The sequence below is a fragment of the Aeromonas sp. s4 genome (assembly GCF_040907855.1).
Classification (GTDB): domain Bacteria; phylum Pseudomonadota; class Gammaproteobacteria; order Enterobacterales; family Aeromonadaceae; genus Aeromonas; species Aeromonas caviae.
Window position 1 is genome coordinate 74,993 of record NZ_JBFOCP010000047.1, and the last position, 24,644, is coordinate 99,636.

The 24,644-nt window shown below is 64.6% G+C and carries 23 protein-coding genes; 20 read left to right on the top strand and 3 right to left on the bottom strand.

Annotation, left to right across the window (positions count from 1 at the left end; genetic code table 11):
- Positions 1 to 139 precede the first annotated feature (139 nt).
- Positions 140 to 883, top strand: a complete 744-nt coding sequence (locus AB5Y89_RS15985; protein ID WP_042865053.1) for a hypothetical protein — start codon at positions 140 to 142, stop codon at positions 881 to 883.
- 136 nt (positions 884 to 1,019) lie between these two features.
- On the opposite strand, the gene AB5Y89_RS15990 is transcribed toward AB5Y89_RS15985, so the two are convergent.
- Positions 1,020 to 1,523, bottom strand: coding sequence for an RNA methyltransferase (locus AB5Y89_RS15990; protein ID WP_368224159.1), 504 nt, complete (start codon positions 1,521 to 1,523; stop codon positions 1,020 to 1,022).
- A gap of 285 nt (positions 1,524 to 1,808) precedes the next feature.
- On the opposite strand from AB5Y89_RS15990, the gene AB5Y89_RS15995 reads away from it, so the two are divergent.
- From AB5Y89_RS15995 to AB5Y89_RS16040, 10 genes are all read left to right on the top strand, one after another.
- The gene (locus AB5Y89_RS15995; RefSeq protein WP_368224160.1) at positions 1,809 to 4,433 is read left to right on the top strand and encodes a molybdopterin-dependent oxidoreductase; all 2,625 of its coding nucleotides are present in this window, start codon (positions 1,809 to 1,811) and stop codon (positions 4,431 to 4,433) included.
- Positions 4,434 to 4,461: 28 nt separating this feature from the next.
- The gene (cobA, locus tag AB5Y89_RS16000) at positions 4,462 to 5,220 is read left to right on the top strand and encodes a uroporphyrinogen-III C-methyltransferase (protein WP_010675453.1); all 759 of its coding nucleotides are present in this window, start codon (positions 4,462 to 4,464) and stop codon (positions 5,218 to 5,220) included.
- 125 nt (positions 5,221 to 5,345) lie between these two features.
- Positions 5,346 to 5,930 carry an ANTAR domain-containing response regulator gene (locus tag AB5Y89_RS16005; protein WP_010675452.1) on the top strand — a complete coding sequence of 195 codons (585 nt, stop codon included), beginning with the start codon at positions 5,346 to 5,348 and terminating at the stop codon, positions 5,928 to 5,930.
- Between the two features lie 344 nt (positions 5,931 to 6,274).
- On the top strand, positions 6,275 to 7,630 hold the full coding sequence (locus tag AB5Y89_RS16010; RefSeq protein ID WP_368224161.1) for a CmpA/NrtA family ABC transporter substrate-binding protein: 1,356 nt from the start codon (positions 6,275 to 6,277) through the stop codon (positions 7,628 to 7,630).
- Positions 7,631 to 7,644: 14 nt separating this feature from the next.
- Entirely contained in the window at positions 7,645 to 8,604 is a 960-nt protein-coding gene (locus AB5Y89_RS16015) for an ABC transporter permease (protein WP_045525809.1), read from the top strand.
- A gap of 31 nt (positions 8,605 to 8,635) precedes the next feature.
- Complete coding sequence (locus tag AB5Y89_RS16020; protein ID WP_010675449.1) at positions 8,636 to 9,457, top strand: ABC transporter ATP-binding protein; 822 nt, start codon at positions 8,636 to 8,638, stop codon at positions 9,455 to 9,457.
- Positions 9,458 to 9,483: 26 nt separating this feature from the next.
- Positions 9,484 to 12,066 (top strand): nitrite reductase large subunit NirB, encoded by a 2,583-nt coding sequence (gene nirB / locus AB5Y89_RS16025; RefSeq protein ID WP_368224162.1) that lies wholly within the window; start codon positions 9,484 to 9,486, stop codon positions 12,064 to 12,066.
- 47 nt (positions 12,067 to 12,113) lie between these two features.
- Positions 12,114 to 12,467 carry a nitrite reductase small subunit NirD gene (gene nirD, locus AB5Y89_RS16030; RefSeq protein WP_048208634.1) on the top strand — a complete coding sequence of 118 codons (354 nt, stop codon included), beginning with the start codon at positions 12,114 to 12,116 and terminating at the stop codon, positions 12,465 to 12,467.
- A gap of 144 nt (positions 12,468 to 12,611) precedes the next feature.
- Positions 12,612 to 13,703 carry a PfkB family carbohydrate kinase gene (locus AB5Y89_RS16035; protein WP_042014421.1) on the top strand — a complete coding sequence of 364 codons (1,092 nt, stop codon included), beginning with the start codon at positions 12,612 to 12,614 and terminating at the stop codon, positions 13,701 to 13,703.
- The gene (locus tag AB5Y89_RS16040) at positions 13,697 to 14,605 is read left to right on the top strand and encodes a pseudouridine-5'-phosphate glycosidase (protein WP_043154288.1); all 909 of its coding nucleotides are present in this window, start codon (positions 13,697 to 13,699) and stop codon (positions 14,603 to 14,605) included. Before AB5Y89_RS16035 ends, AB5Y89_RS16040 begins: the two co-directional genes overlap by 7 nt.
- 181 nt (positions 14,606 to 14,786) lie before the next feature.
- On the opposite strand, the gene AB5Y89_RS16045 is transcribed toward AB5Y89_RS16040, so the two are convergent.
- Positions 14,787 to 15,512: a carbonic anhydrase gene (locus AB5Y89_RS16045; protein ID WP_261999763.1), complete on the bottom strand. Its 726-nt coding sequence runs from the start codon at positions 15,510 to 15,512 to the stop codon at positions 14,787 to 14,789.
- A 645-nt stretch (positions 15,513 to 16,157) separates the two neighbouring features.
- On the opposite strand from AB5Y89_RS16045, the gene AB5Y89_RS16050 reads away from it, so the two are divergent.
- Both AB5Y89_RS16050 and AB5Y89_RS16055 read left to right on the top strand, forming a co-directional pair.
- The gene (locus AB5Y89_RS16050) at positions 16,158 to 16,913 is read left to right on the top strand and encodes a DNA/RNA non-specific endonuclease (protein WP_368224163.1); all 756 of its coding nucleotides are present in this window, start codon (positions 16,158 to 16,160) and stop codon (positions 16,911 to 16,913) included.
- 208 nt (positions 16,914 to 17,121) lie between these two features.
- A complete protein-coding gene (locus AB5Y89_RS16055) occupies positions 17,122 to 17,469 on the top strand; it encodes a DUF2541 family protein (protein WP_103255340.1) in 348 nt (115 codons plus the stop codon).
- A gap of 31 nt (positions 17,470 to 17,500) precedes the next feature.
- On the opposite strand, the gene mog is transcribed toward AB5Y89_RS16055, so the two are convergent.
- Positions 17,501 to 18,031 carry a molybdopterin adenylyltransferase gene (mog, locus tag AB5Y89_RS16060; protein WP_041212474.1) on the bottom strand — a complete coding sequence of 177 codons (531 nt, stop codon included), beginning with the start codon at positions 18,029 to 18,031 and terminating at the stop codon, positions 17,501 to 17,503.
- A gap of 407 nt (positions 18,032 to 18,438) precedes the next feature.
- Between mog and AB5Y89_RS16065 the strand changes: the two genes are divergently transcribed.
- The 7 genes from AB5Y89_RS16065 (at position 18,439) to proX (ending at position 24,599) form a co-directional block, all read left to right on the top strand.
- Complete coding sequence (locus AB5Y89_RS16065) at positions 18,439 to 18,777, top strand: DUF3135 domain-containing protein (RefSeq protein WP_010675440.1); 339 nt, start codon at positions 18,439 to 18,441, stop codon at positions 18,775 to 18,777.
- Positions 18,778 to 19,009: 232 nt separating this feature from the next.
- A complete protein-coding gene (locus tag AB5Y89_RS16070) occupies positions 19,010 to 19,807 on the top strand; it encodes a threonine/serine exporter ThrE family protein (RefSeq protein WP_042014428.1) in 798 nt (265 codons plus the stop codon).
- On the top strand, positions 19,804 to 20,271 hold the full coding sequence (locus AB5Y89_RS16075; protein WP_010675437.1) for a threonine/serine exporter family protein: 468 nt from the start codon (positions 19,804 to 19,806) through the stop codon (positions 20,269 to 20,271). Before AB5Y89_RS16070 ends, AB5Y89_RS16075 begins: the two co-directional genes overlap by 4 nt.
- 23 nt (positions 20,272 to 20,294) lie before the next feature.
- Positions 20,295 to 20,786, top strand: a complete 492-nt coding sequence (gene folA / locus AB5Y89_RS16080) for a type 3 dihydrofolate reductase (protein WP_368224164.1) — start codon at positions 20,295 to 20,297, stop codon at positions 20,784 to 20,786.
- Between the two features lie 473 nt (positions 20,787 to 21,259).
- Positions 21,260 to 22,456 carry a glycine betaine/L-proline ABC transporter ATP-binding protein ProV gene (proV, locus tag AB5Y89_RS16085; protein ID WP_043154281.1) on the top strand — a complete coding sequence of 399 codons (1,197 nt, stop codon included), beginning with the start codon at positions 21,260 to 21,262 and terminating at the stop codon, positions 22,454 to 22,456.
- Positions 22,453 to 23,601, top strand: coding sequence for a glycine betaine/L-proline ABC transporter permease ProW (gene proW / locus AB5Y89_RS16090; protein ID WP_368224165.1), 1,149 nt, complete (start codon positions 22,453 to 22,455; stop codon positions 23,599 to 23,601). Before proV ends, proW begins: the two co-directional genes overlap by 4 nt.
- Positions 23,598 to 24,599, top strand: coding sequence for a glycine betaine/L-proline ABC transporter substrate-binding protein ProX (gene proX / locus AB5Y89_RS16095; protein WP_368224166.1), 1,002 nt, complete (start codon positions 23,598 to 23,600; stop codon positions 24,597 to 24,599). The genes proW and proX overlap by 4 nt, the downstream gene beginning before the upstream one ends.
- The last annotated feature ends 45 nt before the right edge of the window (positions 24,600 to 24,644 follow it).

The following is a 24,644-nucleotide window of genomic DNA, read 5'->3' on the forward strand; positions in this document are numbered from 1 at the left end:
TGGGGCGACAATAACCCTCGACCCGCTCGCAAAATGGGGAAAATGTCGGCCGGGACTCTGTTTTTCTATGCTATCTGTATGCCTGAACGGGCCGTCCGGCGGTGAGCATCTGCCGAGTGCCATATCACTGAGGATATTCATGGTTCGTCTTTTTCTGTTCTGTTGCCTGCTGATCACCTCGTTCGTGCGGGCAGACACCATACACGTCTATTGCGACGACTGGCCCGGCTTTTGTCACCGGGACGGCAAGGGGGTCTATCTGGATGTGGTTCGAGCCATCTATGAACCCCTGGGGCACGAGGTGAAGCTTCACATGGTGCCTTACAAACGGGCACTGGCGGTGGTGTCGCAAAAGGAGGGGGACATGGCGATGGGGGTCTATCGGGGAGAAGTGCCTGGGGTCCATCAGCCCGACTACCCCGACTCGGCGGACTACGTGAGCGTGGTGATGCAAAAGCGCTGGCTGCCGCACTGGGCAGGGGAGCACAGCCTCAAGGAGCAGGAGGTGCTCTGGCTGAGGGGGTGGGCCTTTGACAAGTTCATCCCGGAGCCGATGCGCTGGTTCGAGATAGACAGCCACGAGATGGCGCTGCAATTGCTGATCAAGGGGCGTTACCGCTACTACCTGACCGACGGCGCCCTCTACCCCGAAGGCTCCCTTCCCCCCGAGCTGGTACAGGTATTCCTGCGCTGGATCCCGACCTACCCCATCTTCGCCGATACCCCGAAGGGCAGGCAGTTGCACGGGCTCTGGGATCCCGGCATGCGCACCCTGATAAGGCAGGGCAAGCTGGCGGAGATCTATCGGCAGAACAAGCTGTACGACTACTACCAGGACTTTCTCAGGGAGCAGGTGGTGCGGGCGAACAAGCCACAGCCCTAGCTGTCGGGCCTGATGCCGTCATCGGGCCCCTCTTGTCCTGCCTCAGCCCAACCGGTCATAGAGGATGACGTTGACCGAGGCGGTGAGGTGCATGCAGCCTGTCGGTCTGGCCACATAGATAACGTCTTGTCCTGCCTCAGCCTTTGGCTCTGAGCGTCTTGGCCAACCGGTCATAGAGGATGACGTTGACCGAGGCGGCCAGGTTCATGCAACCCTGAGTCGGCACATAGATGACCTCCTTCACCGGCGCGAAGCGGGCGGGTTCCAGGGTGCCATCCTCCGGGCCGAAGATGTAGAAGGCTCTCTCGGGGTGCACGTAATCCGGCAGGGGCGTGGCCCCCTCGATCAAATCCACCAGCACTGGGGTGCAGCCCTCGGGCACGAAGTCCAGCAGCTCCTCGACCCCGAGCAGGGGGATCTTCTCCACCATCTGCTTGGTGTCGGTGACAAAACGGCGTGCCAGCTCGAAGCGCTGCCCCGTGTAGTAGACCTCGTCCGCCCCGTAGCAGCCGGCGGCCCGCATCACGGCGCCCACGTTCTCCGGGGATTTGGGATTGACCAGCCCGATGGCGCAATAGTCCCCTCTCTCCCGGGCATCTGCCCGGTGCTGCCCGGCAGCGCCTTCATCTGACACTTTCATCTCTCTCTCCTGTGTGGCGGCGCATTATACCCCCGGTGGGCCCCTTGCCCAGTGTGCGGGGCGGATTCCCGCAAGGCGGGCCCAACAAGGGGGCGGTTGCACCGTGGCGGCGCAGCCCGACCCCCTGATGCGCAATGGCGGCGCCCCTTGCATCCTGGCGCGGGGTTTGCAGTCACTTCCCTATACAAGACGATGAGGCATCCGGACAAAGGCGTCCGTCCCCGCAGGGGGGCGGACGCTTTTTTTTATGGGCCCCTCGTCAGACACATGACAAGGAGCAAGGGAATGAAGACCACCTGTGCCTATTGCGGAGTGGGGTGCGGCATCCGGCTGAGCCGGGAGGGAGACAACTGGCAGTTGCAGGGGGATGAGCAGCATCCGGCCAACGGCGGCGCCCTGTGCGTCAAGGGGGCCAGCCTGCTGGAGAGCCTGGCCTTTCCCGATCGCCTGCTCTATCCGCGCTGGATGGGGCAGCGCATCGGCTGGGAGGAGGCCCTGGACACCCTGGCGGAGCGCTTTGCCGCCATCCTGGCCGAGTCCGGGCCGGATGCCATCGGCATCTATCTGTCGGGCCAGCTCACCACCGAGGATTACTACGTCGCCAACAAGCTGATGAAGGGGTATCTGGGCAGTGCCAACGTGGACACCAACTCCCGGCTCTGCATGTCGTCGGCGGTGGTGGCCCACCAGCGCGCCTTCGGGGAGGATCTGGTGCCCGCCTGTTACGAGGATCTGGAGCTCGCCGATCTGGTGGTGCTCACCGGTGCCAACACCGCCTGGACCCATCCCGTGCTGTTTCGCCGCCTGCAGCAGGCCAGGGCGCGGCGCCCCGAGCTCAAGCTGGTGGTGCTGGATCCTCGCCGCACCATGACGGCGGAGCAGGGGGATCTGCATCTCGCCCTCAAACCCGGCAGCGACGTGACGCTCTGGAACGGCCTGTGCCGCTACCTGCTCGATGTAGATGGCTGGGACAAGGCCTATGTGGCGCAGCACGTGAGCGGTTTCGAGGAACTTGCGGGCGCGCTGGACGACCCCGCCTGGCAGTTGGACGAGGTGGCCCGCAGCTGCGGCCTCTCCCGCAGCGATCTGCTCGGTTTCTACCAGATCTTTGCCCGTACCCCCAAGACCGTCACCCTGTTCTGCCAGGGGATCAACCAGTCCAACCAGGGGGTGGACAAGGCCAACGCCATCATCAACGCCCACCTGATGTGCGGTCGCATCGGCAAGCCGGGGGCGGCTCCCTTCTCCATGACGGGGCAACCCAACGCCATGGGAGGGCGTGAGGTGGGAGGGCTCGCGACCCAGCTCGCCGCCCACATGGGCTTTGGCGAGGCCGAGTGCGATCGGGTACAGCGCTTCTGGGGAAGCCCGACCATGGTGCGCGGGCCGGGGCACAAGGCGGTCGAGCTGTTCGAGGCGGTGCACCGGGGGGAGATCCGCGCGCTCTGGGTGCTCGGCACCAACCCGGCGGTCTCCCTGCCGGACGGCAACCGGGTGCGCGAGGCCCTGAGCCGCTGCGAGCTGCTGGTGGTCTCCGAGGTGACGGCCAACACCGACACGGCGCGCCTCGCCCACCTGCTGTTGCCTGCCGCCACCTGGGGGGAGAAGAGCGGCACCGTCACCAACTCCGAGCGCACCATCAGCCGCCAGCGCGCCTTCTTGCCCCTGCCGGGGGAGGCCAGGCCCGACTGGTGGGCCCTGACCCGGCTCGCCCGTCGGCTCGGCTTTGGCGAGGGGTTCGCCTATGAGCACGAGCACGAGATCTTCTGCGAGCATGCCGCCCTCTCCGGGTTTGAGAACGACGGATCCCGCCAGTTCGACATCTCCGGGCTGGCGGGTCTCACCCGTGCCGAATTCGAGGCGTTGGAACCCTTGAGCTGGCCCGTCAACGCCGACTGGCCCCAGGGGAGGGCCCGCCTGTTCGAGGACGGGCGCTTTGCCACCCCGGATGGCCGGGCCCGCCTGCTGCCCCTGGCCCAGCGCTTCCCCGAGCAGCCAGAAACGCCCTTGCTTGCAGGGGCTGTCTCCCTGCTCCTCAACAGTGGCCGCCTGCGGGATCAGTGGCACACCATGACCCGCACCGGCCACGTGCCCCGGTTGCAGGAGGCCGAGCCCTGGCCCAGGGTGCGGATGGGGGCCGCCAGCCTGCTGGCGCTTGGCGTGAAGGAGGGGGATCTGGTGCGCCTTTGCAACGGGCTCGGGGAGGCGCTGCTGCTGGTGGGGCTGGATGAGGGGCTCAGGGAGGGGGATGCCTTCCTGCCCATGCACTGGACCGACAGCCAGTGCAGCCAGGGGGCGGTCAACCGCCTCATCGCCCCCGTGGTGGATCCCCTTTCCGGCCAGCCGATGTTCAAACAGGGGCGGGTGCAGGCCAGGGCGCAGCTCACCCGCTGGCAAGGGATCTGGTGTGGCCGTGGTGAGTGGCGCGAGCCGGTGGACTGGTGGGCCAGGCGTCCCCTGCCCGAGGGGAACTGCACCCTGCTGGCCTCCTGGTCAGAGAGCACAGAGAGCCTGTGGCAACGGCTTGGGGCCGAGGGGCACTGGCTCAGGCTGCCCATGAAGGAGGGGTGGCTGGCCGTGGCCCTGGCCGGAGATCGCATCGAGGGGATCCTGTTGGTGGGGGCGCGGCGCCCGGACATCAAGGTTGACCTGCTGGCCAGTCTGCTCGGCACGCCGCTCCAGGCGGGGGCCCTGAGCCAGACCTTGAGCCAGGCCCTGGCCGGGGAGAGCCGGCTGGTCTGCTCCTGCCTGCGGGTCTCGGAGCAGCGCATCGTCGATGCCATCACCCGGCAGGGGGTGAGCGAGCTGGCGGGGCTGCAGGCCCTGCTCGGCTGTGGCAGCAACTGCGGCACCTGTCTGCCCGAAATCGACAAGCTGTTGATCAAACATGTTTTCCTGGCATCCGCTTAGTGCGGTGCCAGGACACAAGGAGTCTGAGATGAGCCAAATCAGTCTGGTGGGAGCGGGCCCCGGGCCCCTCGAATTGTTGACCCTGCGCGCCCTGCACCGTCTGGAGGCGGCAGAGGTCGTGGTCTATGACCGCCTGGTGGGGAGCGAGATCCTGGCCCGCATTCCCCACGGGGCGGCCCGCTTCGACGTGGGCAAGCGCTGTGGTGAGCCGAGCCCGACCCAGGAGGAGATCAACGCCCTGCTGCTGGCCCTGGCCCGCACGGGCAAGCGGGTGGTGCGCCTCAAGGGAGGGGATCCCCTGGTGTTCGGGCGCGGTGGCGAGGAGGCGCTGCACCTGGCCCGGCACGGCATCGAGGCCGAGCTGGTGCCGGGGATCACGGCGGCCCTGGGGTGCGCCGCCAGCAGCTTCATTCCCCTGACCCACAGGGGGCTGGCCCGCTCCCTGACCCTGGTGACGGGGCACCTGATGGACGAGCGCGACTATCAGGGCTGGCAGGGGTTGACCCGGGCGGGCCACACCCTGGTGTTCTACATGGGGCTGGAGCGGGCGGCCCGCATTCGGGAAGGGATGTTGAGGGCGGGGGCTCCGGGCGCGCTGCCGGTGGCCCTGGTGGTGGCTGGCTGCAGCCCCCGCCAGCAGGTGCACGAGGCCACGCTCGATGGCCTGGAGCAGGCCGCCCGTGCCCTGCTGGGCCAGAGCCCGGTGCTGATCATCATGGGGGAGGTGGTGCGGCTGCGCGCCGAGCTGCAGGGGCTGCTGACGGAGGCCCTGGAACGGGTCGCCTGAGGGGCGATTTTCCCTCTACCCCCACTACCTCCTGATAGATAAAAAGGAGGTAGATTCAAAGAGTTGGCCTTCATGTTGCGGCATTTTCGCCAGACAGAACGCGATCGTCGCCGGCAAGGAGCGCCATGACCACTTTTTCCACCCGGGGCCAGGACGGCCCCGCTTCCCGGCTGTTGATCCACGCCGATGACCCGGGCCAGGCGAACCGCCTGGCCCTGCTGGTCAGTCACTACGGCCATCAGCCCGGGATCCTCGATACCCGCCAGTTGCTGACTCCGACGCAGAGGGGGGATGCCCTGCTCGTCAGTTGCCGCCAGTTCAGCGCCGAGGTACGCCTTGGCCTCTCCCTTTGGCCCGACATGCCGCGGCTCTTGTTCTGCGAGCGGCTGGGGGGCGATACCCAGCTCGCCCTGTTGCAGCAGGGGGTGTTGCTGGTGCCCCACCCTTGCGGCGAGCGTGAGCCGGTGGAGCAGTGGCTGCGCCTGGCCCGCAGTCAGCTCGCCATGGTGCAGGCCCTGATGCAGACCGAGAGCGAGCTACGCCAGAAGCTGGAGGATAGGCGGCTCATCGAGCAGGCCAAGGGACGCCTGATGCGCCATCAGGGGTTGGACGAGGACGAGGCCTATCGCCTGATGCGCAGCACCGCCATGAGCCGTCACCTGAGCCTGGGGGAGCTGGCGCGGCAACTGCTGCAGGCTTTGCCCGCCTGAGCGCTCCAGTGGCCAACCGTTTTGGTGCAACTGCGCCTAATTGAGGCAAACTTGAGGGAGGATCAGGGCACCACAGGCCGCAAAGGGCCGCCTGATGCACCCTGGACGAGCTGGCACGGAAAGTGAATAACAAAAACACGATAGCAATGAAGTAACGATGCGCAGTGAGGGGCCGGTCAGGTCACTCACCCGCAACAGGGCAAAGAAGCCCCGCCGATCCCGGATCGGCGGGGCTTTTTTTTGGTCGCGACGCACCTTGGGTCGCAGCGCTGCAACGAGGTGGCACTGCGATTCCAGGCAGCCTGGCGCCATGGCCTTGACCCGGAACCGAGGGAGGAGATGCAATGAACGGACGACAAGGATGTGCGGGGCTGCTGCTGGCGGCGCTGTCGCTGCCGGTGCTGGCACTGGGAGCCCCGGAGCAGGAGGAGCTCAGGCTCGGCTTCATCAAGCTGACCGACATGGCGCCGCTAGCGGTGGCCTACGAGCGGGGCTATTTCGAGGATGAGGGACTCTACGTCACCCTCGAAGCCCAGGCGAACTGGAAGATCCTGCTGGATCGGGTGATAGACGGCGAGCTGGACGGTGCCCAGATGCTGGCGGGCCAGCCCCTGGCGGCCCACATCGGCATCGGCACCCAGGCCGAGCTGGTGACGGCGTTTGCCATGGATCTCAACGGCAACGCCATCACGGTGGCCAACAGCGTCTGGGCCGCCATGGCGCCCCAGTTGCCCAGGCCGCAGGCGGGCCAGGTGCCGCCCCCGGTGAGCGCCGCCGCCCTCAAACCCGTGGTGGCGGAGTATCGCAAGGGGGGCAAGCCCTTCAACATGGGGATGGTCTTCCCCGTCTCCCCCCACAACTACGAGCTGAGGTACTGGCTGGCGGCAGGTGGCCTGCACCCCGGTTTCTATGCGCCCCGGCTCGGCGACAACTCGGGCCAGCGCCAGGCGGACGTGCTGCTGTCGGTGACGCCGCCCCCCCAGATGCCCGCCACCCTGGAGGCGGGGACCATCGCCGGCTACAGCGTGGGGGAGCCCTGGAACCAGCAGGCGGTCGCCAGGGGCATAGGGGTGCCCGTCATCACGGATAACGAGATCTGGCGCAACAACCCGGAGAAGGTGTTCGGCGTCACCCGGCAGTGGGCCGAGCGTCACCCCAACACCCATGTGCGGCTGGTGAAGGCGCTGCTGCGGGCGGCCTGGTGGCTGGATGCAGACGACAACGGCAACCGGCGCGCGGCGGCCAAGCTGCTGGCTAAACCCGAGTACGTGGGGGCGGACGAGCAGGTGATCGCGAACTCCATGACGGGCACTTTCGAGTACGCCAGGGGGGACAAGCGCCAGGTGCCGGATTTCAACGTCTTCTTCCGCCACCACGCCACCTATCCCTACTACTCCGACGCCATCTGGTATCTGACCCAGATGCGGCGCTGGGGCCAGATCCCCGAGGCCAGACCGGACGCCTGGTTCGAGCAGGTGGCCAAGGCCGTCTATCAACCGGACGTCTATCGCCAGGCCGCCGAGGCGCTGATCGCCGAGGGCAAGCTCAAGGCCAGTGACTTCCCCGACTTTGCCAGCGAGCAGGGCTATCGCGGCCCCCAGGATGGCTTCATCGACGGCCTCATCTACGACGGCCGCCACCCCAACGCCTACCTGCAACAGTTCGCCATCGGCCTCAAGGGCGATGAGCGGGTGCAATGAGCAAGGAGATCCCGATGAAACGACACACATGGCCCCTCATCCATTTAAAAGCCATCAACTGGAAAATCATGGTGCAGCCCCTGCTCGGCGTGCTGCTCTTCCTCGGCCTCTGGCAGTGGGGGGCGAGCCAGGTGCAGACCAGTCTGGGCACCCTGCCGGGGCCGCTCGCCACCGCCAGCCAGCTCTGGTCCCTCGGGCAGGAGCATCTGCAGGAGCGGGAGAAGGCGGCGGCCTTCCTCGAACGCCAGCAGGTGCGCAACGCCGAGCGACTGGCGGCGGATCCGGCGGCCGAGGTGAAGCTGCGTCCCTACACAGGACGTCCCACCTTCTTCGATCAGATAGCCACCAGCCTGCTCACCGTGCTGTGCGGCTTCGCGCTGGCGACTCTGATCGCCATTCCGTGCGGGGTGCTGCTCGGCATGAACCAGGGGCTCTATCGCGCCGCCAACCCGGTGATCCAGCTGCTCAAGCCGGTGTCGCCGCTGGCCTGGCTGCCCCTCATCACGCTAGTGGTGAGCGCTCTGTATGCAAACCCCACCCCCTGGCTTGCCAAGTCCTTCCTCACCTCGGCCCTGACGGTGACCCTCTGCTCCCTCTGGCCGACCCTGATCAACACGGCGGTGGGGGTGGCGGGGCTGGATGGGGATCTGCACAACGTCAGCCGGGTGCTGCGCCTCTCCTTTGTGACCCACGTGCGGCGCATCGTGCTGCCCGGGGCCCTGCCCATGATCTTCACCGGGCTGCGGCTCTCCCTGGGGGTGGCCTGGATGGTGCTGATCGCGGCGGAGATGCTGGCCCAGAACCCGGGGCTCGGCAAGTTCGTGTGGGACGAGTTCCAGAGCGGCGGCTCTGCGTCTCTGGCCCGCATCATGGTGGCGGTGATCACCATAGGCCTCATCGGCTGCGCCCTGGACAGGGGCATGCTGGCCCTGCAGCAGTGGTTGTCCTGGGACAAGCGCCAGGTGCTGCGTTAATCACATTTCTATTCAGGCAGGAGAAGAGCCAATGAAGAGTTATCTGGAGATAAGCGACGTCGGCATCTCGTTCGAGACGGAGCAGGGCAGCTTCGAGGCCTTGAGCCGGGTCAACCTGCGCATCGAGAAGGGGGAGTTCGTCTCCCTCATCGGTCACTCGGGCTGCGGCAAGAGCACGGTGCTCAACCTGGTGGCCGGGCTGCTGGAGCCGACCCTGGGCGGCATCATTCTCGATGGTCGCGAGGTGGCGGGCCCGGGGCCCGAGCGGGCCATGGTGTTCCAGAACCACGCCCTGCTGCCCTGGCTCAGCGTCCAGCAGAACGTGGCGCTGGCGGTGGCCCAGGTGGAGTCTGACAAGCGGGCGGTGGCGGAGCGGGTGGACTACTACCTCTCCCTGGTGCAGATGGATCACGCCAGCCAGAAGATGCCCCACGAGCTGTCGGGGGGGATGAAGCAGCGGGTCGGCATCGCCCGCGCCCTCTCGCTCTCCCCCAAGGTGCTGCTGATGGACGAGCCGTTCGGCGCCCTCGATGCCCTGACCCGGGCCCATTTGCAGGACGCGCTGATGGCGATCCAGGCGGAGCTTGGCAACACCGTCATCATGATCACCCACGACGTGGACGAGGCGGTGCTGCTCTCTGATCGCATCGTCATGATGACCAATGGCCCCAGCGCTACCGTCGGGGAGATCCTGACCGTGGACCTGCCAAGGCCCAGAGACAGGGTCGCCCTGGCGGACGATCCCCACTACCACAAGCTGCGTCAGCAGGTGCTGCGCTTCCTCTACGAGAAGCAACGCAAGGTGACCCCCCTCAAGGCAGCCGGGCAGGTGCGCAGCAAGCTGCGCGCCTGAGCCCGCCGGATTCAAGGAAGAGAGACATGACTGACAAAGAGCAACAGTGGGTGACAGGGGGCGGTATGGGCCTGCTCGGTCGCCAGAACAGTGGTTCCGCCGACACGGCCGAAAAGCAACGGCTGCTGGTGGTGGGCAACGGCATGGTGGGCCATCACTTTGTCGAACAGCTAGTGGCAGCGGGCGGCCTCGAGCGGTTCGACGTGACGGTGTTTGGCGCCGAGCCTGACGCCGCCTACGACAGGGTGCACCTCTCCGAGGTATTCGGCGGCAAGGCGCCCCAGGCCCTGCGCATGGCGGATCCCGCCTGGTATGAGGAGAGCGGCATTGCGCTGCGGCTGGGGGCCGAGGTGGAGGTGCTCGACCGGGCGGCCCGCACCCTGACGCTGGCCAACGGCGAGCAGTTCCCTTACGACCGTCTGGTGCTGGCGACCGGCTCTGTCCCCTTCGTGCCCCCCATCCCCGGTCATCAGCGGGAGGGCTGCTTCGTCTACCGTACCCTGGGAGATCTCGCCGCCATCCGCGATGCCTGCGCCCAGGCCCGCAGCGGCGTGGTGATCGGTGGCGGCCTGCTCGGGCTGGAGGCGGCCAACGCCCTGCGCCTGCTCGGCCTCAAGACCCAGGTGGTGGAGTTCGCCCCCAGGCTGATGCCGGTACAGCTCGACGAGAGCGGCGGCGCCGTGCTGCGGGACAAGATCCAGGCCCTCGGGGTCGAGGTGCTGGTGGAGAAAGCCACCGAGTGCATCGAGCAGGGGGAGCAGGCCCGTCATCGCCTGCGTTTCAAGGACGGCACTCATCTCGAGACCGATGTCCTGCTGTTCTCGGCGGGGATCCGCCCCGCCGATACCCTGGCCCGCCAATCCGGGCTGGAGGTCGGGGAGCGCGGCGGCATCTGCATCGACGACGGCTGCCACAGTTCGGATCCCGCCATCCTCGCCATCGGCGAGTGCGCGCTCTGGCAGGGCCGCATCTTCGGCCTGGTGGCCCCCGGCTACCAGATGGCCCGGGCCGCCGTGGCCAGCCTGTGTGGCGGCGAGACCCGCTTTATCGGGGCCGACATGTCCACCAAGCTCAAGCTGATGGGGGTGGACGTGGGCTCCATCGGCGATGCCCACGCCAGCACCGCCGGCGCCCAGGAGCTGCTGCTGCTGGACAGGGTCAACGGCATCTACAAGAAGCTGGTGACCGACGGCGAGGGCAATCGCCTGCTCGGCGCCATCCTGGTGGGGGACGGCGCCGATTACGAGCGGCTGCTGCAGTACTACCAGAACGGGGTGGCGCTGCCCCAGCCGCCGCTCTCCCTGCTGGTGGGAGAGGCGGGCGCCGCCCCCGCACCCCTGGTGCTGCCGGACAGCGCCATCCTCTGCTCCTGCCACAACGTGAGCAAAGGGGACGTGGTGGCCGCCGTTCGGGCGGGCAATCACGAGCTCTCGGCGGTGAAGAGCTGCACCAAGGCCGGCACCGGCTGCGGCGGTTGCAGCAACCTGCTCAAGCAGGTGGTGGATCAGACCCTGGCGGACCTTGGCGTCGAGGCGGACAAGGGGTTGTGCGAGCACTTCGCCTACGGCCGTCAGGAGCTCTATCACCTGGCCCGGGTCGGCGAGCTGAAGAGCTTCGAGGCGCTGCGGGACAAGCATGGCCAAGGGCTGGGGTGCGACATCTGCAAGCCGACGGTGGCCTCCATCCTGGCGTCCCTCTGGAACGAGCACGTGCTGGAGAAGCCCCACCGCGCGTTGCAGGATACCAACGACGCCTTCCTTGCGAACCTGCAAAAGGACGGCACCTATTCGGTGGTGCCGCGCATCCCGGGGGGGGAGATCACCCCGGAGGGGCTCATCACCATCGGCGAAGTGGCGCGCAAGTACGGCCTCTACACCAAGATCACCGGCGGCCAGCGCATCGATCTCTTCGGCGCCCGGGTCGACCAGCTGCCTGCCATCTGGGGCGAGCTGGTGGCGGCGGGCTTCGAGACCGGTCAGGCCTACGGCAAGTCGGTGCGCACCGTGAAGTCCTGCGTGGGCTCCACCTGGTGTCGTTACGGGGTGCAGGACTCCATGACCCTGACCCAGATCCTGGAGCACCGCTACAAGGGGCTGCGGGCGCCACACAAGCTGAAGTTTGCGGTCTCCGGCTGCACCCGGGAGTGCGCCGAGGCTCAGAGCAAGGACATCGGCGTCATCGCCACCGAGCGGGGCTGGAACCTCTATGTGTGTGGCAACGGCGGCATGCGGCCGCGCCACGCGGACCTCTTTGCCACGGATCTCGACGAGCAGACCCTGATCCGCTACATCGACCGGCTGCTGATGTTCTATGTGCGCACCGGGGACAGGCTGCAACGCACCTCGGTCTGGATGGAGAACATGGAAGGGGGGCTCGACTATCTCAGGTCGGTGATCATCGAGGACAGGCTCGGCATCGGTGCCGAGCTGGAGGCCATGATGGAGGGGATCGTCGGCACCTGGCAGTGCGAGTGGAAGAGCACATTGGCGGATCCGGACAAGCTCAAGCTGTTCGAGGCCTTCGTCAACCGGCCCGAGGACGAGACGCCGCCGCGCCGTGAGGAGCGGGGGCAATGGGTGCCGGATATCGCTATCAAGGAAGTGGTATGAGCGGGGGCAACGGGTTGCACGCCCGCCATCAGTATCAAGGAGGTGGTATGAAGGATGACAAGGACGATGCACAGCTCTGCGGGCAGTGGCACCGGGTGTGCGAGCTGGCGGCGCTGCCGGAGCAGGCCGGGCGCAGCGCCTGGCTGGAGGGGCGGGTGCTGGCGCTGTTTCGCCTCGGGGAGCATGTCTATGCCCTGGACGGGGTGGACCCCCTGGCCGGCGTCGCCGTGCTGGGGCGTGGCCTGGTGGGGGATGCCGGTGGGGAGCCCGTGGTGGCCTCGCCGCTGTACAAGCAGCGCTACGCCCTGATGGACGGTCGCTGTCTGGACGATCCTGCCCTGAGCGTCGCCTGCTGGCCGGTGCGGCTGGAGGGGAGCGAGGTCTGGGTACAGCTGGGGTGAGTGGGCCATCTGAAAACCATGTTGTGATCGCCGGGCACTGCCCGGTGATTTTTTGTGCGCGACCCGACATTTCTTGTACGAGAGGATGGCGGGAAAACGTTTTTCGGAAATAATGGACAAACGTTTGCAACTGGATGTTTGTCTATGACGGAACGTGAGCAAGAGATCCTCGCCCTGCTGCGCCAGGATCCCATGATTGCCCAGCAGGAGCTGGCGGACAGGCTCGGCATCAGCCGTTCCGCGCTGGCGAGCCACATCTCCAGCCTGATGCGCCAGGGCTATGTGCAGGGGCGCGGCTATGTGCTGCGCGAAGGCCCCTACGCCGTAGTGATCGGCGGCGCCAACATGGATATCTGTGGCTGCAGCCACGACAACCTGCGCATCGGCGACTCCAACCCGGGCCGGGTACGCACCTCCGCCGGCGGGGTAGGGCGCAACATCGCCGAGAACCTGGCGCGCCTTGGCACCGACACCCGGCTGCTGACTGCGGTGGGCAACGATCAATACGGCCACCACCTGCTGGAGGTGAGCCAGCGCGCCGGGGTCGACGTGCGCCAGGTGCTGGTACTGGAGGGTCAGTCGACCTCCTGCTATCTCAGCCTGCACGATGGCAGCGGCGAGATGAGCTGCGCCGTCAACGACATGGGGATCATCGAGCAGCTCACCCCGGCCCGGCTCACCCCCCTGAGCGGTTTTCTCGGAGCGGCCCGGCTCTGGGTGCTCGACACCAACCTCGCCACCCACACCCTGGACTGGCTGTTCGAGCGCCAGGGGGAGCACATCATCTTCGTGGACACCGTGTCGGTGGCCAAGGTGGAGAAGATCCGCCCCTGGCTGCACCGCATCCACACCCTCAAACCCAATCGCACCGAGGCGGAGCAGCTGTGCGGCTTCACCATCGGCGGGCCCGACACCTGGCCCATGGCAGCGGCCTGGTTCCACCGCGCCGGGGTGCAGCGGCTCTTCCTGAGCCTCGGCGATCAGGGGATCTTCTATAGCGACGGGGCCTGCCAGGGCCATCTGCCCGTGCTCGGCAGCCCGGTCGTCAACGTGACCGGCGGCGGCGATGCCTTCATGGCAGGGCTGGCCCACGCCTGGTTGCAGGAGCAGGGCATCATGGAGACAACCCGGTTCGCCCTCGGTTGCGCCGCCCTCACCGTCAATTGTTCCGATACCGTCTTTTCCGGCCTATCCAAGGCCGCCGTTGAACGCATGCTGGAGGAGTACCCATGTTGAACGCTTACCTCGATATCCAACCTGAAGTTGCCGCCGCGCTGGCCGCCGGCAAGCCGGTGGTGGCCCTGGAGTCCACCATCATCTCCCACGGCATGCCCTATCCGCAGAACGTGGAGACGGCGCGCCAGGTCGAGCAGGTGGTGCGCGACAACGGCGCCGTGCCGGCCACCATCGCCATCATCGATGGCCGCCTCAAGGTGGGTTTGGATGCGGGGGCGCTGGAGGCGCTGGGCCGGGCCGGTCATGCCGCCACCAAGTGCAGCCGCCGCGACATTCCCTTCGTGCTGGCCAACAAGGGGTTGGGGGCGACCACGGTAGCCTCCACCATGATAGTGGCCGCCATGGCCGGGATCCGGGTGTTCGCCACCGGCGGCATCGGCGGCGTGCACCGCGGTGCCCAGGAGACCTTCGACATTTCGGCCGACCTGCAGGAATTTGCCCAGACCCCGGTGGCCGTGGTCTGCGCCGGAGCCAAGTCGATCCTCGACATCGGTCTGACCCTGGAGTACCTGGAGACCCAGGGGGTGCCGGTGATCGGCTACCAGACCGAGGAGCTGCCCGCCTTCTACACCCGGGAGAGCGGCTTCAAGGTGGATTACCGCCTGGAGAGCCCGGCGGCCATCGCCGAGGCGCTGCGTCTGAAGTGGGAGCTGGGGCTGGCCGGGGGCGCCGTGGTGGCCAACCCGATCCCGACCCAGTTTGCCATGCCCAAGGCCGACATCGACGCCGCCATTGCCCAGGCACTGCGTGAGGCGGACGAGCAGGGGGTCAAGGGCAAGGAGTCCACCCCCTTCCTGCTGGCCCGGGTGTGCGAGCTGACCGGTGGCAACTCCCTGGCGGCCAATATCCAGTTGGTGCTGAACAACGCCGCGCTGGGGGCGCGCATCGCTGCCAGCCTGTGATCGGTTGTCCGGGTGTGCGAGCTGACCGGTGGCAACTCCCTGGCAGTTAATAGCCAGCGGGTGCTGAACAGCACTGCCCTGGGGGCAAAGATTGCCGCCAGCCTGTAAACACCTTTGCGAAAGATGCAAAAGAGGGCCAACAGGCCCTCTTTTTATTGCGCGAATCGGTGAGATAACCCCCTTATTCCAGCACCAGTCGCCCGTTGAGAGGTTGGACGGGGCGGTTGTTGGGGTGGTGCATCACCGCCTTGAAGGCATCGATCTGGGCCTGGCTGGCCTGGACCGGCTCCTTCATCACCAGCCAGCGCACTCCTTCCGAGCAGGGTGGGGTGGTCAGGGACCCGCTGAAGCGGTAGTAGTCGTGCTGGGCGGGCAGCAGTTGCTCTGCCGAGATGGGTTCCTTGAAGGCATGGAGCTCCCCCGCCTTGGCTGGCAGCACCTGCCAGGCCTGGCTCAGTGCCCCATTGGCCTGGCCCGGCTCGAACATCACGGCGACCACCGCCAGCTCCCCCTTGTCATTGGCATGGACCAGGTGACCCTCCAGGGGGTAGGACCTGCCTTCGATGAGGTTTTCGCTGGGGGCGTGGAAGTGGAACTGCTTGAGCTCGAAGTGCATGCCGTCGAGCTCAAGGGTGCTGCCGGGGGCATAGTTGACCTGCACCGTGTGGCCGTTGTTGACCAGCGTCTTGCCACCCGCCTGATAGTGGAACTGCAGGGGGGCCAGATCGGCCTTCACCAGACCCGAGAGGTTGACCGGCGACTGGTTGCTGCCGGCACACTGGCCATATTCCGGGGTCAGGCTGGCCCATTTCGCCGGGCCGGCCTCGCCGCTGTATTCCCAGTGTGTGGTGGCGGCAAAGGCGGCAGGGCAGAGCAGCAGGGCGCCAGCCAGCAGGGACTTTTTCATCATGCATCCTTATCCTGATTGAAAAGCACGGCCATTCCTGGCCTTCCGGCAGGAAGGCCTCATCAATGGCATCGTTGGAAACGCAGGGTACGCGGTGCCAGACCGGATTAATTGTTATGAAAGGTCTGTCGTCATCGTTATTTGAAGCGTGGCATGAGGCTGCGTCATGATGTATTCCGGCAACGGGGCACGCTTATTCATGGAGGAGAAATCCTGCGGGCATTTTCGCAATGAACGGCCCCCTTTCATGGCGCCCCAAATAGATGACGGGCTGATTCTAGAGGGCTTTTCATGGCTCCGTTTGATCTCGAGCAAACAAGCGCGGACTAATTATCGGGCTTGAGGATCCCTTATTTCGTTGGGATTTTTTCGATATTCCCTGGCCCGGCCAGGGGCGTGCGTGGCGGGAGCCGGGCGCTGCGCTGACAGAGTGCCTCGGTGTTGACCCCTTATCTCTCTGATAGTGCTGGAGAAATTCCCCCCTCAGCACAGTGACGGCGGGATGACAATCCCCCGGTTGGCGGCGCCTTGTTTGCTGTTTTGCCGTCCTCTTCACATTTCCGGATTGCTCGCTATTTGTGCGATTGCCTTACTCATCCGACCTGGTGTCAAATCACTCCGCCTAACACAAGGAGTGGCATAATAATGAATAATATCAATAAATTAGTTCTGGCTATCGGATTCACTCTCACCACCTTCCCGAGCCTGGCGGCGGGATTCCAGTGCGGGGAGCACGTCACCCTGGGGGTACCCGGTCAATCCAGTCAGCTGTTGTGCCGGGAGGGCTATGCCGCCGGGTACAACTACGACACCAAGGTCTCTGACTGGGTCTCTTACCGGATGACGGCCGCCAGCGCCCAGGGCCAGGTGCCGCGCAAGGATGCCTTCGCCGAGGACAAGGAGGTGCCGGTGCAGTTTCGCGCCACCCTGTCGGACTACAAGGGCTCGGGCTATGACCGCGGCCACCAGGCGCCGGCGGCGGACATGCGCTCCACCGCCAACACCATGAAGCAGAGCTTCCTGCTGACCAACATGACCCCGCAACTGCCGGCGCTCAACCAGGGGGCCTGGCGCATCCTGGAGGAGAAGACCCGGCAGTGGGCCATTACCTACAAGAGCGTGCAGGTGATCACCGGCCCCATCTTCACCCACTCCGATGGCGCCATCGGCAACGGCGTGACCGTGCCCCACGCCTACTACCGGGTGGTGATGGATCTGGCGGGCAAGCGGGCCATCGCCTTCATCCTGCCGCAAGAGAACGTCTCGGCCAGTCGGCTGGCGGACTATGTGGTGACGGTGGATGAGGTGGAGGAGCAGACCGGGCTCGACTTCTTCACCGAGTTGCCTGACGAGGAGGAAGAGGCCATGGAGTCGCGGCTGTCGGCCATATGGGGCGGTTAGCGCGTCCGGCAGGGGTAACGGGGGCCCAGGCCCCCGTTACCCACACGGGCCTCCGGCCATTGTCATGGCCCCTGGTACAGGGCCAGTACAGCTTGGGTCTGGCATCGGGCCCTTATCATGACTCCTTTTTTCAGGAGGCATCATGTCAGCGCTGTTTTCCCTTCACTCCTCGTCCACTCTTGCCCGCGCGTTGCGCATCTGCGTACCCATGGCGCTGCTGGGGGCTGCTGTTCCCCCGGCCATGGCCGACGAGGATATCCGCTTGGGGCAGACCATTCTGCTCGGGGTCGGCGATCATCCCGCCATCATTCCCATGCTCGCCTGTCGGCCGACCAAATCCATCATGGTCAAGGCAGGGCGGGAGTTGACCCTAGAGCGGGTCAAGGTGTTCTACGGCAACGATCGCAGCAAGACCCTCTATTTCGACAAGGTGTTGAAAGAGGATCAGGAGTCGGGGTGGCAATCACTCGGCAGCCGGCTCTGCATCAAGCGCATCGAGGTGTACGGCAATTCGGAAGGGAGCAGGGCAGGGGTCAAGGTGTATGGGCGCAAATGAGCAAAGGGCGGGGGAAATCCCCGCCCAGTGCTTATTTCTTCGGGCGGAACGGCTTGATGATGGCCTCGTCGCACTCGAGATAGGGCCCTTCCATCAGGTCGATGCAGTAGGGAATGGCGGGGAAGACCGCATCCAGGCACTCGCGGATCGATTTGGGCTTGCCCGGCAGGTTGACGATGAGCGAGCTGCCGCGCAGGCCGGCGGTCTGGCGCGACAGGATGGCGGTCGGCACGAACTTGAGGGACTCGGCCCGCATCAGCTCGCCAAAGCCCGGCATCATGCGATCGCACACCGCCTCGGTGGCCTCCGGGGTCACATCCCGCCTGGCCGGCCCTGTGCCCCCCGTGGTAACGACAAGGCAGCACTGCTCATCGTCCACCAGCCGAACCAGGGTCGCCTCAATCTGATCCTGCTCGTCGGGGATCACCTGATAGACGGGCTCCCATTCCGAGGTCAGGTAGGCGTTCAGGGTGTCGATGATGGCCTTGCCGGAGAGATCTTCGTAGATGCCTGCACTGGCGCGATCGCTGACGGTGACGATACCGATTCTTGCCTTGCTCATGGTCTGCCCTTGGTTGCCGCAATAAAGTGGTAAATAAAATAACATAATCAGTGAGATATGTTAAACCGCCGGATGAGGCAAGGGGAGGGCATCGAGTCAGGGAGAGAGTCGAATGAAAAACAATTTTGAGGAAAGTCCCTTAATAAGGCATAAGGCCGAGGAAAATGGCGCTGAAATTTTATAAAAAAACTGACGCAGGCCGGATTCGGTTAATTTCATGAATCATAAGGAATAAATGATTTTTTCCGCCAACGATGCGCAATTCGTGCCAAAAACCGGACTCCTGTGGCTCGGCGGTGAATGGCCCAAAATCGCCACCATCCTATATAACCTTCCCTAGGGACAGTGAAATAGTGATGTGCCCGGCGTCGTTCCATTCCATGGGCGAGGTCCGGCCAGGAGGGTATATGGAGCTGCCTGATTTCGATACCCTGAAGTACTGGGCGCTGGCCGAGCCGGAGCGACTCGACGCGCTGCTGCACCAGCAGATAGAGACCCTGATCGCCCAGGTGGGGCCAGAGCGGCAACGTCGGTTGCGAGGTCTGCAATTTCGCATCGACTGCCAGCGCCGCCTGGCAAGAAACAACCTCGACAGCTGCATCCGGATAGCCAACATGATGCATGACTCCGTCTACGCCATGCGCCAGCACATTCTGGATCTGCAGAACGAATCTTGTCAGGAAATGGCAGAGCCCCCGCTGCCGGATAATGTGATAGCGTTTTCCAGTTATCTGAAACGGAAATAATTCACGGCCCTGTTCAAGATATAAAAAAACAGGGTATTTATTAATTTGTTTCACCCCTTCTCAAACAAGTTGTTAAGCAAGTTGGGTGAATTGTTTTTTATTTGCTGCAAATATTCCCCGGGCGGCTGAATAATAGTGACCAGTGCCCGCAGTCCGATAGAGATGGATGAAGGTGTATTTATTTTGGGGTAATATCCAGACACATTTCATCTTGCTATGACTCAAAGGGATCATGAGAAGCATCACACCAGGAAGGGTGCTGTCGCGAGAGCAGCAGACGGAGATCACCCGGATCATCGTCAAGGCGGGCCAGATGCTGGCCCAGTTTGGGGCGGAGAGCCGCATCATCGAGCAGACCACGGTCCGGCTCGGCATGGCGCTCGGGCTGGAGAGCGTCGAGATGGCCATCTCTTCCAGCGCCATCGTCCTCACCAGCCTCTACCAGGGCAGTTGCGTCACCACCACCCGCCGGGTGCGGGAGCACGGCATCAACATGCAGGTGGTGTGCGAAATCCAGCGCATCTGCATCATGACGGAAAAGTCGCTTATCGGCGCGCGCGAGGTACGTCAGCGCCTCGAGGCCATCACGCCGTTCCACTATCACCCCTGGCTGGTGGTGCCCATGGTGGGGCTCTCCTGCGGTGCCTTCAGCCTGCTGTTTGGCGGTGACTGGCCCATCTTCCTGGTGACCTGCTGCTCGGCCTCGGTCGCCATGCGGGTGCGCCAGCTCATTGCCCGCCATCACCACAGTCCCCTCATCAACTTTGCCGCCACCGGTTTCATCGCCACCCTGCTCGCCTCCAGCGCCACCTTCTTCGGCTGGGGCGAACAACCCTATCTCGCCATGGCCGCCAGCGTGTTGCTGCTGGTGCCGGGGTTCCCGCTCATCAATGCGGTCTCCGACATGGTGAAGGGTTACTTCAACATGGGGCTGGCCCGCTGGGGCACGGCGACACTGCTGACCATCAGTGCAGCCATAGGGATCATTCTCGCCATGTCGGTGACCGGTATCTGGGGGTGGAAGGTATGATGGAACTGCTCTGGCTGCTGGCCAAGGATGCCTTCTGGTCGGCCATTCCGGCGGTGGGCTTTGCCATGCTGTTCAACGTGCCGCCACGGATGCTCAAATACTGCGCCATGGGGGGCGCGTTGGCCCACAGCCTGCGTACCCTGCTCATCCACTACGGCATGCCCATCGAGTGGGCCACCCTGGCAGCGGCGACCACGGTCGGCTTTGTCTGTGTCTACTGGTCGCGCCGCCTGCTGGCACCACGCCCGGTGTTCAGCGTCGCCTCCATCATCCCCATGATCCCGGGCAGCTATGCGTTCAAGACCATGATCGCCATCGTCGAGCTCAATATCTCCGGGGTGACCATGGAGCTGCTTCAGAGCGCGGTGGAGAACGGCCTCAAGGCGCTGTTTATCGTGGGGGCCCTGAGTTTCGGTTTGGCGATCCCCTCTCTGGTCGTGTACCGTAACCGCCCCATTATCTGACGACGGTGCGAGAGGTTGACCCCATGATGATTTCCATGATTGCCGCCATGGCCCACGATCGGGTGATAGGGCTGGACAACCAGATGCCCTGGCACCTGCCGGCGGATCTGGCCCACTTCAAGCGGGTGACCCTGGGCAAGCCGGTGTTGATGGGGCGCAAGACCTTTGAATCCATCGGACGACCGCTGCCCGGGCGCCGCAATCTGGTGATCAGTCGCAACCCCGACTACCGGGCCGACGGCGTGGAGGTTATCGACTCGGTGGAGGCCGCACTGGCACTGCTGGCGAATAGTGACGTCGCGGAGCTGATGGTGATCGGGGGCGGTCATCTCTATGGCCAGCTACTGCCACGGGCCGACAGGCTCTATCTGACCCGTATCGATCTGGCGGTGGAGGGGGATACCCGCTTCCCGGCCTTCGACGAGGGCGACTGGTCCTGCATCGAGCGCGAGTCCCATCACCCCGACGAGAAGAACCCCCATCCCTACTGTTTCGAGACCTGGCAGCGGCGCTGAGCCCTCTGATGCCATGAAGAGCCCCTTGCGAAAGCCGGGGGCTTTTTTGTGCCCTGTTGCCGCAAAGAGAAGGGGGCTGAACCGGCATGGCTGAAGGTGCCTGAAGCAATATCCGGAATGCGTGACATTAAAATGATTAGTTATGTAATGAATAAGCCATTCATCGCCCCGATGGGCGCCATCCTCCCCACCCTCTCTTTTCGCCTGCTGCTAACGCCTTTTAATCATTAATGAAATGTGCTGAAAGTGCATCGCTACTGTGGCGGACCTGTCTGTTATAGGCGTTTTTATCGTGATTTAATGGATTTTTATGAATGAAAATAACCAATAAAAATCAATAAGTTAAATTTAACCTTTCTAGGCTGGCTTCAATTGGTTCTTTTATTTGGGTGTGAAATTACTTAGTGTTAAAAGTAATTGGCTCACGTTCGACGGTTTGCCAGGCAAGGCGTCGGCCAAGAAAAAAGGACAATATGACAGTCAAACTCGAGGTCAAATCCCTCTACAAAATCTTCGGCGATCAGCCGGATAAAGCGTTCAAATTGCTGGCGAAAGGGCATGATCGCGCCAGTATCCTGAAAAAGACCGGACAGACCCTGGGGGTCCAGGATGTCAATCTGTCCATCAACGAAGGGGAGATCTTCGTGGTGATGGGCCTCTCCGGTTCGGGCAAGTCCACCCTGGTGCGTCTCTTCAACCGGCTGATCGAGCCGACCCGCGGCCAGGTGCTGATCGATGGCGAGGACATCGCCGCCATCTCGGAGCGCGAGCTGCGCCGGGTGCGCCGCAAGAAGATCAGCATGGTATTCCAGTCTTTCGCCCTGATGCCGCACCTGAGTGTGCTGGAAAATACCGCCTTCGGGCTGGAGCTGGCCGGTGTACCGCTGGCGGAGCGCCAGCAGAGCGCCCGTCAGGCGCTCCATCAGGTGGGGCTGGGGCAGTGGATAGAGGCTTATCCGGATGCCCTCTCCGGCGGCATGAAGCAGCGGGTCGGGCTGGCCCGGGCCCTTGCCAATGACCCCGACATTCTGCTGATGGACGAAGCTTTCTCCGCGCTGGATCCCCTGATCCGCACCGAGATGCAGGACGAGCTGCTCAAGCTGCAGGCCAGTCAGCAGCGCACCATCGTCTTCATCTCCCACGATCTGGACGAGGCGATGCGCATCGGCGATCGCATCGCCATCATGCAGGATGGCCAGCTGGTGCAGGTGGGGACCCCGGACGAGATCCTCAACCAGCCCGCCAACGACTATGTGCGCGCCTTCTTTCGCGGGGTGGATCTGGCCCATGTGTTCAGCGCCCGCGATGTGGCCAGCCGCAAGCAGGTGCCCCTCATCAAGAAACACACCACCGACGGGCCGGGCAACGCCCTGCGCCAGCTCAAGGAGCTTGAGCGGGAGTTCGGCTACGTGGTGGATCGCAGCCGCCGCTTCCTCGGGGTCGTCTCGGTGGAGTCGCTCGGTCAGGCGGTCAGGGCCAAAGGCAGCCTGGAGCAGGCGTTGCTGGCGGACATCCAGCCCATCCTGGCGGACACCGCCCTCAATGAACTGATCAGCCAGGTGGCGGCCGCCCCCTGTCAGGTGCCCGTGGTCGAGGAGGATGGCACTTACCTCGGCCTCATCTCCAAGGCCAATCTGCTCAACACCCTGGACAGGAGTACTCCGGCATGAAGCTGATGAATCCCCATTTGTTGCTGAGCGGGCTGCTGGCCCTGGTGCTGCTGGCGAGCCCTTCCCTGCGGGCCGATGAGGTGGCGGCAGACCCCTGGAGCGCGCCTGCGTCCACCGAGGTGTCCGATCCCTGGGGCAGTACCGACACCCAGGCCACCGACTGGCAGAACCAGATCGAAGCCGCCGACACCACAACCGCCATCGACTGGCTGGATCCTTTCCAGCAGGCGCTGGTGCCGCTGGATACCTGGGTGGAAGGGGGCATCGGCTGGCTGGTGGAGAACCTGCGGCCGCTGTTCCAGCTGATCCGCGCACCGGTGGAGCTGACCCTGAACGCCATGACCCATCTGCTGCAGACGGTGCCCTCCACCCTGATGATGGGGCTCCTGGCCCTGCTTGCCTGGCAACTGGTGAACGGCCGCATGGCGCTCGGCACGCTCGTATCTCTTGTGGGGATCGGGCTCATCGGGGCCTGGTCCGATGCCATGGTGACCCTGTCCCTGGTGCTGACCTCGCTGTTCTTCTGTGTGCTGCTGGGGTTGCCCACCGGCATCCTGCTGGCCCGCAGCGAGCGGCTCTCCACCTGGACCCGGCCGCTGCTGGATGCCATGCAGACCACCCCGGCGTTCGTCTACCTCATCCCCATCGTGATGCTGTTTGGCATCGGCAACGTGCCCGGGGTGGTGGTGACCGTCATCTTCGCCCTGCCGCCCATGATCCGGCTCACCATGCTGGGCATTCGCCAGGTGCCTGCGGATCTGGTGGAGGCGGCCCACTCATTCGGTGCCAGCCCCTCCCAGTTGCTGTTCAAGGTACAGCTGCCGCTCGCCATGCCCACCATTATGGCCGGGGTCAACCAGACCCTGATGCTGGCGCTCTCCATGGTGGTGATCGCCTCCATGATCGCGGTGGGGGGCCTCGGCCAGATGGTGCTGCGCGGCATCGGCCGGCTCGACATGGGGCTCGCCTCCATCGGCGGCCTCGGCATCGTGCTGCTGGCCATCGTGCTCGACCGCCTCACCCAGGCGATGGGGCAACCGGATCGCACCCGTACCGGCCGCTGGTATCAGCACGGCCCCGCCGCCCTGCTGCTGCGTCTGACCGGTCGTGACAAGAAAATCGATTACAAAGGAGTAAACGCATGAGACAGACCACCAAAGGATTGACCCTGGGCACATTGCTGCTGAGTGCCCAACTGCTGAGCCCGCTCGCCATGGCCAGCGCCGAGTTGCCGGGGGAGGGGGTTCGCGTTCAGCCCTTGCAGAGCTCCTTGCCGGAAGAGGCCTTCCAGAGCCTGCTGGTGAGCAAGCTGATGGGGCGTCTGGGTTACGATGTCCAGCCCGCCCAGGAGGTGGACTACAACGTGGCTTATGCCTCGGTGGCCCAGGGAGACGGTACCTTCCTCGCGTTCAACTGGGTGCCGCTGCAGGACAACAAGTACGAGCAGGCGGGGGGCGACAAGGTGTTCTTCCGTGAGGGCACCTATGTGGACGGTGCCGCCCAGGGGTACCTCATCGACAAGAAGACCGCGACCCAATACGGCATCACCAACCTGGGCCAGCTCAAGGATCCCGAGGTGGCGGCGCTGTTTGACGGGGATGGCGACGGCAAGGCCGACCTCATTGGTTGCAACCCCGGCTGGGGCTGCGAGGGGGCGATCAACCATCACCTCGACGCCTTTGGTCTGACCCCCACGGTGGCCCACAAGCAGGGCAACTACGCGGCGCTGATCGCCGATACCCTGGCTCGCTACCAGGCCGGCAAGCCGGTGCTCTATTACACCTGGACCCCCTACTGGCTCAGCAGCGAACTGGTGCCGGGCAAGGATGTGGTGTGGCTGGAAGTCCCCGCCGACGCCCCGGATGCGGCCAAGACCCGTTTGCCGAACGGCAAGAACTACGGCTTTGCGGTGAACACCATGCACATCGTTGCCAACAAGCGGTTTGCCGAGGCCAATCCGGCCGCCGCCAAGCTCTTCTCCATCGTCAAGCTGCCGCTGAATGACATCAACGTGCAGAACGGCCTGATGAACAAGGGGCAGAACAAGCCGGCGGACGTGGAACGTCATGCCGATGCCTGGCTCAAGGGCCACGAGGCGCTGGTGAACGACTGGCTGAATCAGGCGCGCGCCGCCGCCATGTAATGAGGGGTGGAACGTCGCCCTTTTGCGCAAAGAAAAACGCCCGGC